The organism is Streptomyces sp. RGM 3693, assembly GCF_050471125.1.
Taxonomy (GTDB): Bacteria; Actinomycetota; Actinomycetes; order Streptomycetales; family Streptomycetaceae; genus Streptomyces.
The window spans coordinates 2,341,806-2,358,313 of the sequence record NZ_JBMPPQ010000001.1; the positions used below are offsets into that span (position 1 = coordinate 2,341,806).

1 protein-coding gene is annotated in these 16,508 nt (G+C 71.1%); it reads right to left on the reverse strand.

Features of this window, described 5'->3' with window-relative positions; genetic code table 11:
- Window positions 1–14: 14 nt before the first annotated feature.
- Window positions 15–16,496 carry a DEAD/DEAH box helicase family protein gene (locus ACO0M4_RS10005; protein WP_430369451.1) on the reverse strand — a complete coding sequence of 5,494 codons (16,482 nt, stop codon included), beginning with the start codon at window positions 16,494–16,496 and terminating at the stop codon, window positions 15–17.
- Window positions 16,497–16,508 lie beyond the last annotated feature (12 nt).

Genomic DNA, 16,508 nt, shown 5'->3' on the forward strand with positions numbered 1-16,508 from the left:
CTCCTTACCGATCCTTACCGAGTGGCGAGCAGCCCGAGCACGAAGGCCCTGAGGTCATCGTCCTCGTACCAGTCGCCGTCGAACAGGGACTTCACAGCGAGCGGCACGATCAGATCCGCCCGGCCTCCGCCGCTGAACAGGCGAGCGAGCAGCTCGTCGATAGCGCTACGGCGGCGGGCACCGATGCGGCCGGTGTGGGTGCGGGCGAACCGGTATATCTCCTGGGCCGCGAGGAGGTCCGGCTGTGCCTGCTGCAGGTGCATCAGCAGGGCGTACAGTGCGGTGCCGCGGCCGCCGTCGCCCAGGTCGGCGACGGACGCGGTCCGGCCCGCCGCGTCGTACCCTCCGACCTGTGCGTTCCGTGCGGTCAGCAACCGTCGCCCGGCGGGGGCGAGCCAGTCCCGGGGGACCAGCCGCTGCACGTCGGCGACCGCACGGGCCGCGTCACGGTCGCTGTCAGGCGACAGGACCAGAGCCGACGCGCCCTCGGGGCCCATCTCCCGCACCAAAGCCAGTGCTTCGGCAACGACGTCCGGCAACGCGGCCGCGTACGCCGTCCGCATCCGGTCCATCTCCGCACGGGCGTCCGCAGCCTCCGCCCGGGCGGCCGCCAACTCCAGGGGGTAGTCCGGGGCGACGCTGTGCCCCACCGGGTGTGCAGCGAGATCCCGGGCCCGGCGCTCGGTGGTGCTGGCGTACTCGGAGGCGAACCGCAGGTTGGTGTGCGGGTCGTCGCCGAGCTGCGGCAGAGCGTCAGCGAGCCGCTGGTTGATTTCGCTGTCCAGATCGGCGCCGGCCGCGCGGAGCGCGGCCAGATGCCGCATCGCCGTCGCCCCGGGGCCGCGGTCCGCTGCCCGGTCCGGCGCCCAGCGCACCCCGTCTTGGACGGCGGGCAGTTCTCCGGCGGACAGGGCCCGCCGGGCGGTGCGCTGGTACCAGCGGGCCCGCCGTGACGTCTGCCCGAACCGGCCGGGCGCCGGCAGCAGCCGCGCCCAGTGCGCGATGCGCTCACCGAGGCCCGCACCGGCGTTCGGAGAGGGCAGGTCACCGCCCTGCGACAGGCGGTGGAGGCGACGCGACTCCGGCCAGGACTTCACCCGCTCGACCAGGCGCTCTCGGAACCGGCGGAACGACTCGGCGTTCCAGATCCGCCCCGCGGCCTTGAAGTTCGCGCGGACCACGTCCGCGATTCGCCGGGCGATCCGGACGAGGAGCGCGAGGACCTGCGGCAGCAGCCGCTCCCGCTGGGCGGGCTCCAGGTGCCGCAGGATCCGGCGGGCCGTGGCCTGTCGGGTCGCGTCCATCCGCCCCGACAGCAGCCGTCCCAACCGCACGGCATCGGCGTCACTCAGGTTGGCACCCACGGCCGCGCGGACGGCGTTGGCCAGCGCGTCATCGACGTGCCGCGCCACGCTCTGCCCGGTCTCCCCGGTGTCCGCAGACCGGCCCCGGCCCGCGATCTGCTCCGGGATCAGCCGCAACAGGTCCGCGGCACGGTTGGCCGTGTCCTGCTCACTTTCACCGTCGAGCGGCTCCAGGTCGTTGATGGTGCGCAGGACGGCCCGGATGGCGACCGCGCGGGCACGCAGCCGTTCTCGCTTGAGCTGCCGGAAGGCGTCCGCGCGCTCGCTGCCCCGGATCTCGGCGGCGTTGAGCGCGTCGACCGCTTCCTGACGGGCCCGCTGCATCGGGCTCAACAGGGCCTCAGCGGTGACGCGTTCGGCGATCTGCTGCCGCAACTGGTGGATGCTGCCCGGGGCAGCGGTACCGGCGATGGCCAACTCGACGACCGCTCGCGCCACCTGGTCGGGGTGAGCCGCGACGATCTCCCCGACGGCGACCGGGACGTTGGGGTCCCGGCGCGGGGCGTCGATGCCCTCCGCCGCAGGCAGTTCCGGAAGCTGCCACAGCGGCTGATCGCCGGACAGTGTGCGGCTGTGGCGGGCGCCGGCGGCGTCCTCCACGGTGATGCGCCGCACACCACCCAGCAGGTCGTCGATGCCCACGACCGTGTAGGCGGAGACGCTGTCGGGGGCATCGGCGTCGGGCAAGCCGACCGTGTCACCGACCCCCAGGTCATCCACTGTCCCCGGCCTCGGGCGGGTCTCTGCGCCCGTGCCGGCGCGGCCGGCTGCCTCGTCCAGGTGGTCAGCGGCCCGGCGCGCGGCCCGGCCGTCGGCGGTGCTCGGAGACGACGTGGCACGCAGCGTGTCAGCCAGGGCGGCCGCTTGCTCGGGCGTGACGGGCAGGTCGCGACCGATGCGGGCGACGGCCTGCTGCACCTCCTCGTCGTCAGACGGAGCGGCGCCGTGGTCGGCGATAGCGTCCCGCTCCTCGGGCGAGAGCCATGGGTCGACGGTGTCGCCGATGACCGGATCGACGGACGGGACCGGGTCGAGCACCTGCACGTCCTCGTCGGACGGGCCGTCGGAGGCGGGGGGCTGCCCGTACGGATCGACGAGGCGGGTGATGGGGGCGTCCGCCGCTGTCTCGACGTGCTGCACCTCGCCGGTCCGCGGATCGGCGACGTCGAGCTGGACGCGGTCCCCGTTCTCCTGGTGCCCGACCACGGTCACCGGGCTCGGAGCCGAGTCGCCCTCGTGGACGATGACGTCGCCCTCGTGGAGATCACCGGCCGTGGTCGGATCCACCGACACGTGGCCGGCGCCGTGCGAGCCATCGGTGTCACGCACCTCGCCGACGGTCCGCAGGTCTGCCGCCGGCATCGGCTTCATGCCGTCCCGGGTGGCGACGCGCGCGGTGTCACCGTCGACCTCCTCCACCGTGCCCAGGAGGTTGCCAGCGCGGTCGCTGACCGCGTGCCCCTCACGGACCCGCTGGCCCTCCGGCGTCCAGCCGGCCGGGCGGGCGGCCCCACCGTCGATGACCGTCAGCGACGTCGGAGCGAGCCCCGGCTCCTCCTTGCCGTCCGACCAGTGCACCGACGCCGTAGCCGAGTTGGCTCCCGAGACGACGCCTTCGCGGCCTGCGCCGTCCCGGACGAGCGTGCCGGGGAACAGGCCGTGCCCGGCCGGGTCACTGACGACGCGGTCCGAGAGCTGGCCGGTGAGCACGTCGCTCTCCGCCCCCGTGACCAGCGCGCCGTCCGGCCGGTCGAGGTCAGGCTCAGCCGTTGCTCGGGCCGCCGACGCATCGACCGGGGTCCACACCGGCGACCTATCGCCGCTGCTGCCGTCACGGGTCTGCGACACGAGCGTCATGAACATCTCGGTGCTGCGGCCCCGTTGAGTAACCTCACGCCGCTGCGGAGCCTGAATCACGTACCCCGACAGCGTCCGCGGCTTGCCCTTGCGGGTCGTGCCCTCGATCCGGACGACGTCGCCGAGCGAAAGCTGATCGACCCCCACCCATTCGGCCGGGCGGCCGCCGATCGGCTCCGGCACAGGTTGCGCCGCCGCGGCGGATGCTGCCGATGTCGGTGAAGCGACGGCCCGGCGCGGCCGCGCCGTCGGCGTGTCTGCCGCTCCTCGGCGCTGCGCGCCGCCGGGAGCCGACTCGCCCGGACGCGGCCGCCGCATGGCCCGGGGCCGCGCCGGATCGTCGACCAGGTGCACGGGCCCGCCGCGGCCGGGAAGGTCCCCGATCTTCGTGCCATCAAGGTCGTAGACGCCGCGGTCCTCACCCTGCCCGGTGGCAGCGGTGTAGCCGCCGAGCAGGCCCAAGGGCAGACCACGCCCGCCGACCGAGCCCGGGGAGTCGTGGGCGACATGATCCTGCGCGATGGTTCCCCGCTCCGTGGAAAGGGGCGCGGCGCCGTCCCTTCCGACACGCACCGACGCGACCTCGTCACCGGCTTGCACCTGACGCGGATCGTGCACCGCAATGCTGTATCCGGCCTGCTCCTGGGCAGCCCGCCAAGCCGGGTAGTGCTTGCGCAGCGTCTCAGCGTCGTCCAGCACCCGCTGCGCACCGGCCCGGTCGAAGCCGCCGCCGTCCTCGGAACCGAACGTGGCTACCAAGGCACGGGCGACGGACTCCCCGAGAGACTCGCCCTGCGGTCCGCGGAAGGCGCGGGCCCGCTCCAGAACTTCCCGGGCGTCCCAGGGGAACGGGGTGCCCTCACGGTCCCTGATGCCCTCCAGCGCGTCCGCGTACCGGACCGCCTGATCGCGATCGGCCGCGACGGACAGCACTTCCATCGACCCCGGCGCCAGAACCTGCCACGCGCGGCCGTCGCGCCGGTCGGGACGGTCCGGCGCGATGACCAGGCGGCCGCCAGGGCTCATCTCCAGCGCAGGGCTCTGCGCGAACTCGTCCAACTGCTTCCGCGAGGGGACCGTGCCGGACGCGCTCGGCTCGTCCAGGGGCCCCTCGCGCAGATGCGTGCGCAGCGCAGCGGCGTCCGCGAAACGGGGCTGGGACACGTCGTTGGGTGACCCCGCAGCTGGCGCCGGCCGTGCCGCCGGCACACGGCGCTCGGGATCGTCCGCCGGCGCCCGCCGACCACCTTCGCCCGACGCGGCCTCACCGCCGCCAGAAGGGCTCGCCGCCTCTCGAGTGCTGCCTTGCTCTCCTTCGTGCTGATCGCGAGTTGCGTCGTGCTGGTCCCGATCGACGCGCTCCGACCGGCGCATGGTCTCGCGCCACTGGTTGTAGGTGACGCGCCCGCCGTTCGCATCGAACCAGTCGATCAGCTCGTCGGAGGCGTAGCGGCGCCAGTTGTCGTTGGACGACAGGAACCCGCCGTTGAAGACGTCCTCATCGGTGTAGCCGCGGCGCTGGCCCTCGCGGTTGACCATCGAGCCGCCGCGCATCGCTTCCTCGGCCCGATTGAAGCGCTCCTCGTGCCAGAGCTGGTACTCGTCATGCAGCATCTGATCCTTGGACCGGCGCTTCGGCCGTACGATCTCGGACGCCACATCGGTGCTACCGAAGCCCAGGGCCTCATCAATCGCCGCGTTCTCCGCGGCACGCTCCTCCTCGGTCACGGGCGGCTGCGGCGTCAGGACAGCCTGGAGCCGCTCGGCCGGCGGGAAGCGCCGATCCATCTCGCCTGCGAGGCGCTCCCAGTCCTCCGCGGTGAGGTCCTGGCGCGTCAACGACTCCAGCTCGGGGGCCGACAGGTTCGTCAGGTCCTCCGGCAGACCTGACGGCTCCTCACGCACTGCACCGGCCTCGAAGGCATCGCGCTCAGCGCGCATGGCCTGCGGCAAGGTTCGGCCCCGCCCGTCGCGCCAGGAGCGCACCGACGTCGGATCCAGCTCACTGTTCCAGTCGAACGGCGTGCCGTCGGACCCGGCAAGTCGCTCGTACCGGTCGGCGAGTTCACGCGCCTCGGCCTGACTGTGCGTGCTGACGGAGGTGTTCCCGGCGCCACCCATGCTCGCTCCCGTGCGGGCGTGAGCGAAATACCACTGGGCGGGGCGACCGTCGGCGAGCGTGTCGTGGTCGTCGGTCCACGTCACCAGCCCTCCGCCGCTGGACAGGGTGAGCGTCGGATTGTCCGCGAGACGACGCAAGAAGTCCCGGTGCTCGGGGGTAGCCACGTTCTTGGGCAGGGACTCGCCGGAGCGGTAGCTGTCGCGAAGTCCGGTCAGCTCGGGCGACTCGCCGCGGCGCTCCTGTCCGCCGCCGTTGTCCTGACCACCGTTGTCGCCCGGCGTCTGGGGGAGGTGCGGAACGTGGGGGCGCCCAGGGCCGGCGATACCGTCGCCAGGCTGGTTGCGATCCCGCCGGCGACGACGGTTGCGGCGCCCCCGGCCCCTGCCACGCTCGCCGTCGTCACCGGATGCGTCGTCCTGCCGGTGCTCGTCCAGCGGGGTGTGAGGGACGTCGTTGGGAGCATCCGGCGCGTGGCCATCCCTGTCATGGCCGTCCCGGTCGCGACGCCGCCTCGGTGCCTCGTTGTTCCGTCGCTCCGTCGCGCTGTCGTCGCGCTGCTCCTCATCGCCTTGGCGGTCCTCGGGAAGCGGCGGCTCGGGCGAATGACGTTCTTCCTGCTCGGGCGTCTGCTCGTCCGGTGCGCCGGCCGAATCGCGCCGGCGCGGGTCGTCGACGCCGTCGGGGGTGTGCTCGGCCTCGGGGGCGTCAGCGTCCGGACGGTACGGACGGGCCCACGGGTCCGGCTCACCCGGACGCGGAAGCGTACTGAACGCACCCTCCGCGTCGTGCGCCTGACCGCGGATGTTCTCGGCAAGCCGGCGCAGCACGCCCTGCCGGCGGCGCCCCTCCTTCGTCTTCACGTCCGCGTTGTCGGCGACATCGTCAATCGCCTTGGCCAGGAGGCGCATCTGAGCGGTGGACACGCCCCTTGACCACTTCTCAGCCACGGCCCGAAGCTCGGGGTCGTCGGAGTTCTTGAACTCCGCCGCGAGGGCGCGCAGTTCGCGGGTCTGCGCGTCGGTGAGACCGCTGTAGAAGATCGGCGCTTCGACGTCCTCGGGGCGGATGTGCCGGAACGGCTCGCCACCGAGCATGGTCTTGTCCCTGTGGGTGCCCATCGCGACGAAGCCGGCCATGAGCTGGGCAGCTCGAAGCGGCCCGCCCTTCTCGTCCTCTGTCCACCTTGTGGAGCTCCTGATACCGCCTCGGGCGTCCTGCCCGTACCAGGTCGTGCCGCGGCGCCGGATCCAGCCGATCAGGTTGCCGTCATCGTCCAGAACTTCACCGTGCCCCTCCTCCAGATTCAGGTTGGCCAAGCGGGCGTTGTCGTAGCGAAGGGCCAAGCCCTCGGGCGTCATAGCGGCGGCCAGGTCGCGGCGCTGCCTCTCCTGCGCCGCGGTGTCGACCGGCTCGGGGACGCGTTCCTCGCCGAGCCGGGAGAGCTGCTGTTCTTGGTACAGCTTGTATGTGCCGTTCTCGTTGACCAGGACACCGTTGTCGCTGCTCGCGACGACGTAGCCGGTGCCGTTGGGCGTGACGACTTCGTCGCGTGCTTCGTACTTGTGGACCGGCTCCTCGACGGAGGAGCCTTCCGGGGCGTCGTCGGCCGGGGGCGCCGCGTCCTCACCTGCGGTCGGAGCGGCTGGGCGCTGCGGAGCCTCGACGTCTGCGCCTGCCTGCTCGTCGAGCGGGCTGCGGGTGGTGCCGTCCTCGCCCTGGTGCCCGTCGCCGGTGGTGTTCGCTGTCTCGTCGCCGAGCCGGACCTTGTCCTTCGGCCGGAAGAACAACTCCTGGCCGTCCTCCGTGACGACGCGGACGCGACCGCGGCCGGTCTTGTTCGGCGGCTCCGCTACAGCGTGAGCCCGACCGTCGGGGGCAGTGAACCGGTCGCCCTGTCCCAGTTCGTCGGCGCTGCGAATCTCAGCCTCACGCAGACCGGCGGTGTCTCGGCCTTCCGCGTCGGCGAACATGTCCGGGGTGCCGAACGCGTCGTCGGGCTGGTTCAGCGGATTGTTCGGGTCGGCGGCCTGGCTGGGGCCCGTTGCGGCCGGCGTGGCGAACAGCCCGTCGTCCTCGCCGCCGTCACCCTCCACCTCGGCGCGGGTGAGGTCAGCCCAGTTCCCGCCGGGGCCGCTGCGCTGTGGCGTCGGCTTGGGGACGGGCTCGCGCTCCGGGCGCTTCCCGGCGCGGCGGTCCTTCTCGGCCTCCAGCGTGGCCAGGCGCGTCTTCGCGGCGCCTTCGAGGGGCCCGTGGGCCATCTCGTGCTCGATGAGCGCGATGATCTCGCTCTGCAGGTCCTCCGGGGTCATGGTGCGCGGGCTGTCTGAGCCGACGGGCGGCTGCGGGACCCCGTTGTCGTCGTCGCCCTGCTGCGGGACGTCCGGACCGTTCGGAGGCTCCGACGAACCGCCAGAGCCCGCGTTGACGCCGGCGGGCCGGATGGAGCGCAGGTCCTCCTCGACCCGGTCGCGCTCCAGGGTCACCGTGCCGCCCGCGGGGCCAGACTCGCCACGCTCGTTCACCGCCCGCCGGCTGCGGGGGCGAGCCGCCCCTTCGGGCCGGAGGCTGGCGAGTTCCTCCTCGACGTCGTTCGCGTTCAAGGTGACCGCGTCGTCGGCCAGGCGCTGCGCGGCGGCCGCGGCCTCGACATCCAACTCGGCTTCGCGCTGGTCCTCAATCCCCAGCTCGTTCTTCAGGTCCGCAACGCGCTGCTTGGCCTTCTGGTACTCCTTGTCTTCCGGGGCGACCTGCCGTCCCTTGTACGCCTTGAGCGCCTCATTTGCGGTGATCAGGTCGGACAGCAGCGCCACACGCCGCTCCTTGGAGCGCAGCCGCTCGCCGTACGGCGATACGCCCCCAAGGCCCCGCCGAGCGCGGCCGCGCTCGTCCTGGGCGACCTCCAGACTGGTTTCCGCGTCCTCGATTGCCTCGTCCAGGTTGCTCAGGCGCCGCTCCAGAGAGGCGAGGATGCCGCGGCCGGAGGCGTCGTCGAGCTGGCTGGGGGTGTAGACGCCGCGGGTGTCAGGCTCGCTGGGGTGCTCCCAGTCAGGCCAGTCAAAACGGAGCTTGGCGACGCGGTTGCCGAACTGGTCGTGGGCGACCTCGACATGGAACCCGTGCCCGCCCAGGGTGCCGAGCCGCACACGGTCACCGTCCTGCAGCCGCATGTTCCGCGCGGCAGCGCGTACCGCCTGTGCGAGGTGGTCGTAGGCGTCGGCGCGCTGGTCGTACTCCTCGTTGCCGATGCGGATGCGGAAGTTGTCGCCGGAGACGTCCTTACAGGAGGCGAGCGCGTCGCGCCAGGCCGGCAAGACGTCGCTGAGGTCGTGAATGATCTCGTCGGCCACGCGGATCGTGGCCTTTCGCCTATCCTGGTCCCGATGCCAGTTGCGATCGAGCCGCTGCAACTCGACGACGTCGGCGCCGGCCTGGGCGTAGTCCATGACGGTCATGTCGCCGGTGGCGATGGCCTTCATCTGGCCGAAGGAAACGGCGATGTCGCCGATGTCCTCCATCTCGCGGGCGTCGAAGTCCTTGCGGTCCATCTGCGCGATGAAGGCCGCCTTGCGCTCCAACGTCCCCAGCTTGAACGCGTCGAAGGTCTCTTCGGTGACGTAGGAGATGACCCGGACGTCGTCCGCGGTGCCGGGGATCTCCGGCATGTTCAGGTTGCCCTGGCGCTCGATGCGGCCCTCGCGCTGCGCCATGTCGGCCGGCCGCCACGGGAAGTCCATGTGGTGCAGGGCGACGGCCCGGTCCTGAATGTTGGTGCCCGTGCCCATCTTCTCCGTGGATCCGATGAGCACCGAAATCTTGCCGTTGCGGGCGTCCTCGAACAGCTTGGCCTTGGCCTTGTCCGTTTTCGCCTCATGGATGAACTTGATCTGAAGAGGCGGTACGCCGGCCTGGACGAGCTGGTCCTTGAGGTGGTCGTAGGCGTCCCAGGCGTTCTTGGCCTTGGAGCCGGGGGTGCCGGCGTCCATGAACACGATCTGGAGCGCGCTAGGCCGCTTCTGCGGGGTGAGGTCGTCTGCGGAGACCGGGTAGATCCGGTCCTTGTTCTCCTCGTAGATCTCGGCGATCTTGCGGGCGGCGGCGTCGACCTTGCCGCCTTCCTCGCCGTGCCCGCCGACCAGCCGCATGTCGATCGCGGCCCGGGACGCCAGGCCGATCGCCTTGAGCACACCACCCTGCTCGTGGATCCACGGCGCGTTCGGCAGCGCGGTGACGTACGCCTTCTGCTCGGCGGAGATCGGGATGGTGACGACCTCGCCGCGCTTGCCCTCCGCGTTCTTGCGGACCGCGGGGGTCGGCAGGTCGAGATCGTCGGAGGTCTGCACGTCCACGGCGAGCCGGTACATGCGCAGCAGGTCAGCGGCGTTGTGGAAGCGCGCGAACCGGGCCTTCATGCGGAAGCCGGAGCCGTCGGGGGCCAGCTCCAGGTTCTGCACGATCTCGCCGAACGTGGCTGCCCAGGAGTCGAAGTCGGCGACGCCGGCCTCCTCCAGGAGGTCGGGGCGCAGGAAGCGCTGCATGACGTACGACTCGGTCACCGAGTTCGCGATCGGCGTGCCCGTCGCCAGGGTGACCACGCGGCCGCTGTCGTTGCGCTCTCGCAGGTACTCGATCTTCATGTGAAGGTCGGAGGCCCGCGCGGAACCGGCGATACTGGCGCCCTCGATGTGCGAGGCGGTGGCCAGGTTCTTGTAGCCGTGGGCCTCGTCGACCATCAGGTAGTCGATGCCGGTGTCCTCGAAGTGGACCGCGCTCTGGTCCTTCTTCGAGGCCAGCTTCGACTTCAGCTTGGCTTCCTTGCGCTTGAGGGTCTCCTCCAGGCGCTTGAGGGTCAGCGACTTGCCCTCGCGTGCCTTGGCGCGCTTGATCTCGTCTTCGAGCTTGTCGAGCTCCTGCCGCATGTACCGCTCTTGGGCCTCCGCTCGCATCGGGATCCGCTCGAAGGCGCCCTGCGTGAGGATGACGGCGTCCCAGTCACCGGTCGCGGCCTTGGCTATGAACCGGCGACGCTTCTTGCCGGTGAGGTCCGCGGAGGAGGCGGTGAGCAGGTTGGCGTTCGGGTAGAGCTCCAGGTACTCGCGCCGGAACTGCCCCAGCATGTGGTTCGGGACGACGATGGCAGGCTTGCGGGCCAGACCGGTACGCCGCAGCTCCTGGGTGCCGGCGACCATCGTCGCCGTCTTGCCGGCGCCGACGACGTGCGCGAGCAGCACCGACGGCTCGCTGACGATCCGTCGGATCGCCGCGTTCTGGTGCGGCCGCATCTTCCACTCGGCGTTCGCGCCCGGCAGCGCCAACGGGGAGTCGTCGAACTCCCGCAGCACGAGGTTGTTGAACCGGTCGTTGTAGACGCGGGTCAGGCGCTGGGCGCGCTCTGTGTCCTCCCACACCCATGCGGAGAACCGGTCGGCCATCTCCTTGGCCTTGGCCTGCGCCGCGCTGGTGGCCTCGTCATCGCGGACGGACATCTCCCGGCCGCCGACCTTGACGGTCTTGTTCACGACGATCGTGCGCTGCTCCAGCAGCGCCTTCGCGATGTCCGGCGCCGGCCGCGCTGACGTGCCCCAGTCGGACGTCGCGGCGATGCCCTGCGTGGGGCCGCGCACCTCCCACACGGAGCCGCCGCCGTGCTCTGCACGCACGGCCTTGGTGCCGAGAATCTCCTGCAAGAACGCGGTGATGTCGCCCTCGCCGATCCACGGGGCGCCCATCTTGACCTTGATCTCGGACGGTTCGAGATCGCGGGGGATGATGTTCTTCAGCGCGGCGACGTTCGCCGCGAAGCGCGGGTCGGCGGCCGCGGCTTTCTCGGCAAGCGCCAACTTCTCCCGGACGTTGCCGGACAGGTACTCGCCGCGGGGAACGAGCCGGTCGGTGCCGGGCTCGTCAAAGGCAAGCGGGCCTATCTCCTCGCGCAGCACCTGCAGGTCGGAGCGGCCCAGCAGGCGAGCGATCGTCGGCAGATGCAGCTCTCCGCCGTCACGCTCCATCGCCAGGGCGATGGCCTGCTCGGGATTGTCGGCCCGGTCGGCGATCTCGCGGGGCGCGACGACGCGCTGGCGAAAGATGTCGGCCTTCTTCGCCGACTTCGCGCTGTCGTCCCACTTGTCCAGGCCGAACACCACGGCGGAGGCCGGATCGTCCTCGAACAGCTGCAGCGCGGACGGCGACTTCCAGGCGTCCGGGACGTCCTTGAGACCTTCGACCTTCGCCCGCTGCTTCGCCTCCTGAGGGCTGAAGAACCGGGTCTGGCCCGGCCTGTCGATCGGGCCGTGCTGCTTGACGTACGCGTCGTACGCCTCGTTCAACTGCCGGCGTAGGGACCGCATGCCGTCGGTCTCGCCGGTCTCGCGGGTGGCCCCTTCGAGGCGCAGCAGCCGATCGGTGAGGTCGCGCAGGCCGATCAGCTTGCGGAGCTGCTCTTGCTGTGTGGGGTGGACGTCGAGCGGGATGACCGCCCCGTCCTCGACCTGCGTAAAAGAGCCGTCCGACAGGGTGTGCACGGCACCCTCGTGCTTCTCCCCAGCCAGTTCCAGGCTCCGATCGACGGCGTCGATCTCCGGCACGTACCGCAGGCGGTCGTTGCGCTGCGAGTGGAACGAAGCCCTGCGGATGCGCTCCAGCCCGGCCGTCAACGCGGGGCCGGTGTCCTTGTCGCCGACGACGGTCAGGTCGTGGTCGGAGAACTGGCCGCGGCCGGTGGTGAGCTGCCCCAGGACGATCTCTGGGTGCCGCTGGAAGTAGTCGTTGACCGCGATTTGGTGCCCGTTGACGTCCGTCTTCGACGACCGCGTCCACGACATGTCGATGTCGTGCGTGTGCTCGTCGCCGAAGCGGCGCCGAAAGAGCAGCACGTCCGTGACGACCCCAGTGCCGGCCGCCTCCTGGTGCGCGCCGGCCGGCAGCCGCACCGCGCCGACCAAGTCGCCCATGTAGGAGATCTGGCGCCGGGCCGTGTCGTCCTCGTTGTCCATGGTGAAGCGGCTGGTGATGACCGCCACCAGCCCCCCGGGCCGGACCTTGGCGAGGCTCTTGAGGATGAAGGTGTCGTGGATCGAGTGCTTCAGATCCGGGTTGACCTGCTCGTCGTACATCGGGAACCGGCCGAAGGGCACGTTGCCGATGACCAGGTCGAAGGAGGAGTTCGGCATGCGCAGATCGCCGAACGACGCGTTGATGATCTTCGCGTCCGGGTAGAGGAGCTGGGAGATCGCCGCGGTGGTCGGATCCAACTCAACGCCGGTGATGCGCGCGCCCTCAGGGGCGGTACCGATGAAGTTGCCGGAGCCGCTGCCGGGCTCCAGGACGTTGCCACCGTCGAAGCCGAGCTCGCGCACCAGGTCCCAGAGGGGCTGGACCAGCTTGGCGTCCGTGTAGTGGGCGTTGAGGACGTTGGCCTTGGCCGCCGTCCACTCCTCGTCGTTGAGCAGCTCGCGCACCGCGGCCCGCTCGGCGGCGAAGCTCTCCCACTTCTTGAGGGCACGGGCGTACTTGGCCGGGTCCGGGTTGCCATCGGCGTCGAGGAACGCGCCGTCCGTCGGCTGGGGCTTGTCGGCCAGCACGATGGGCAGGGCGCCCCAGCCGGACCAGCGGGCGAGGATCTTCTGCTCCGCGGTAGTCGCCGGCCGGTCCTCGGCCTGGATCTGCCGCAGAGTCTCGACGGCCGCGACGTTCGCGCGGGCGCGGGCCTTCTCACCCGACGGCGCCAGATCCCTCTGGGACGTCGGGCGGAAGGCCGGTGCGGCTACAGCCTGCCGGGATCGGGCAGTTCGGCGTCCTCCATCCCGGGCTCGATCGGCAGGAAGATCTGCTCGTGCATCACGATCTCGCGGGCCTGCGCCATCGCCTGTGTTCTGGCCGCGACCTGGTCCACGTACTTCTCGCTCGTCTGCTGCCGGCTGAGGATCTGGTTCGCCAGTGCCGTGATCGCCTGGCTGGCCTTCATCCCGAGCGTCGCGAAGAACTCTTCCTTCTCCGCCTCCGTCCCGAGTTCCGCGTACGCCGTCGGCCGGTACGTCGCCCAGTGCTTCTGGGCGATCCGCCCGAGCTTGTTCACTGCCACTGCTGTCGTCTCCCGTGGTGGTGTCGGGGGTGGGCTGATTATCCGCCCCGGCCGCGGCCGGCGCGTCGGCGGGCTTGGACGTGCGCTCGTCGTTGTTGTCGCGGCGGTCCTTCAGCGTGGCGTTCAAGCGTAGTTCGTGCCGCTTCGCGCGGTCGCGGATCGCCTCAAGGACGTGCCGGTCCTTGCCGTAGGGGTCCCGGCCGGGCTGATCGTCGATCGAGGCGAGGGCGCTCTCCGCAGCCCGCTGGAGGTCACGGCTGGCCTGCACTCGTTCTCGGATGCCGGTTGAGGCCGTCAGGCGCCGGAACCCGGTGTCCAGATCGGTGGCCAGGCTCCGATCCTGGCCGTTGGCCAGGCCATCGTGCAGGCCGGTGCGGTGCCACTCGTCTGCCAAGGCGGCGAGCTCGTCCCGGGCCTCGACGTAGGGCTTGGTGCCGTCCCGCCCGTACGGGGCGTCCGCAAGGTCGTTGGCGTCGTCCGTGGCCGGCGTCGGCCGTGGGGCTTGCCTGTCACGCTGCTCGTCGACGTGTGTCGTGGCCGGCGCTCCGGGCGCGTTCGGCTTGTCCTTGTGGTCGCGGTCGCGGTCGCGGTCGCGTTCGGCGATGAGGTCGGCGAGGGCCGCTTCCTGGGTGCGGAACGACTTCTCGGAGCTGTAGTGGGTCCCTCGGCCGAGCCGGTTCCACTTCCAAGCGCCGTTGCTGCCCCGCAGGCTGGCGTCGTCGCTGTCGTCACCGTCGATCGTGACCGGGTAGCGCTTGCCGTCGAACGGCTCGACCCGGGCGCGGCGGGCGTTGTTCTCGCCGTACTGCAGGCGGTCTCGGCGCTGTATCTCCTGCATCGCGTTCTTCGCCCGGCTCTGCGCGGCGACCATGCGGTCCCGGTCGTTGAACGCGGTGTCGTGGAACTCCCGGTTCGCCGCGGCGAAGTAGTCCTCAAGCTCCGCGTCGTCCAGGGACTGCAGGTCCGGGGCGACCGCCTCCGGCCGGACGCCGTGCGGCTCCTCGGGGCGCGGCGCATCGGGTGCCGACGGCGCGTCCACGTCCGGCGCGGAGGACGCACGGAGGCGGTCCTCGTCCCGCCGCACGTCGATCTGCCGACCCTCGTCCGCGAAACCGCGCACCAGAGTGTCGACCGCCAGAGCCCGGGTGACCGGGCGCGTGGTGCGGGTCGTGACGTACGCCTTGGCGCCGTCGGACCACACGAAACCCGCGCGACGCATGCGCTGTCGCATGTTGGGGTCGCCCTTTTCGGTGCCGTGCACCACGGCACGGCTGGGCGAATACTGGATCCAGATGGGGTTCTTGTGGTCGTCGGGCTGGCCGGCGAGGACGTGTTGGCGGGCGGCGTTGGCAGCGAAGTCGGATACGGTGCGGCCGCTGACGTGCCGGTCGCCCATGTCCCCGACGTACGCGGAACGGCGGGTGTTGCGGTCGAAGACGGACTCGCCGGTGGCGATGCGCTTGCCGTCAGGCCCATACACGTTGATGCCGTCCTCCCCGCGGGCCATGCGGTAGCCGGGGAAGCTGGCGAGTTCGGTGGCGTCGTCGGGCACGTCGTTCTCATGGCGGCCCGGCTCGTAGCTGACGCGGCCCGATGTGATCTCCCGCATGCGCTTTCCCGCGGGGGAGGACAACCGTTCACCGATGCCGTCGCTGCTCCAGTCGAACGGCTTGCCGTTGTCGTCGTGGTAGTCGCGGTAGGCGTGCGCCCGCGCGATGGCGGCCGGCTTGTCCTTGTCGGAGGGGAGGATGGCGATCGGCACGGAGGTGCCGGCATGGAAGACAGTCCAACGCTCCTTGCCCCGCACGTTCATCTTGCCGATGACGAACCCGTCGATGACCTGAGGGTCGGAGACGAGGTCGGCGCGCTGACGGGCGGCAGACTCGCGCTGTGCCCGCTCGTTGTGGGTCTCGCGGACGCGAGGCACATCCGGGTGGTTGCGCCAGTGGTCGAGGACCTGGGCGACGGTGGTCAGGCGGCCTCCGGCGCCCTGCTGGACGCCGTCGTCGGCGGCCGGCTCGCCCGGCCCGCCCCGCGGCTGCTCCTGACCGGCCTGGCTCTGCTCCTCCTGTCCGTCGTCGCCGAGCATCGGCTGGTCGGCCTGGGGGGTGTGCTTCGCCGGGGCCTGGTCTTCCTGCTCTTGACCACTGCTGTGGTCCTCGTGCTCGCGGCCGCGGGTGAGGGCGGCATCGATGCCGCCCCGCCCTTCGGCCATGTCCAGCCGGTCGCCGACGTACGGGGCTTCCCAGTCGATGGGTCGGCCGCGGTGGTCGCGGGTGTTCTCCAACTCGTTCGCGAAGTGCAGGGCATCCGGCTTGGAGCGGAAGCCGGACTGGTGGGTCATGATCGTGCCAGACCCGACGTGGTACACGTCCCACTTGCCGTTCCCGTGCCGGGTGACCAGGAAGTTCCCGCCGCTGGAGAGCTGCGAGGTCCGCGCGAAGTTCATCCCGCTCGTCGCCGAGTAGGTGTCGATGCGAACCTGGGCCCGCTCCTGCTTTGACGCGCCCCGCAGGTGCACGCCGTTGTGGGTACGCGGGGGCCGCTGCCACCGCGGGTCCTTGGGCCCCGACTCCAGGTGATTACGGGCGGCGGCGACGCTCGTGAACCGCGGCGGCTTCCGAGCTGGCTTCTCGTCGCGCGGCTCGTGCTCGGAGTCCGCCCCGATCGGGTGGCCCTCGTCGTCCTTGCCGTGCGGACTATCGGACGTGTTCGGGTCGCCGTGGTCGTCGATGTCGACGCCGTTGCCGCGCCGCGGGTCGGCATCGCGCCGCGCTTCCTCAGCCTGGATCTTCTCCCTGCTCTTGGTAGGGGCGGTGCCATCCGGGCGGGCGACCATAGTCAGGCGTGATGTCTGGATGGGCCGTCGGTTCTTCCCGTCCAGATCGGATACCTGGACCTGTGTCTGGGATAGAGCCCGGATGATGCGGGCCAAGCCGCCGCCCCAAAGCCTCGCCACGCCACCCGTCTCAATGAAACGGCCCTTCGAGTCACGAGGGTGTAGTTCCTCCCGCCAGGGGCGGCGAGCGCGCTTGGTCTCGAACTCGGAGAAGGCGTTGACGGTGCGGTTCAGCATGCGGCGGACCAT

Coding starts and splice junctions, on each gene's coding strand:
- ACO0M4_RS10005 (WP_430369451.1), bottom strand. CDS start 16,496: ATGCTGAACCGCACCGTCAACGCCTTCTCCGAGTTCGAGACCAAGCGC.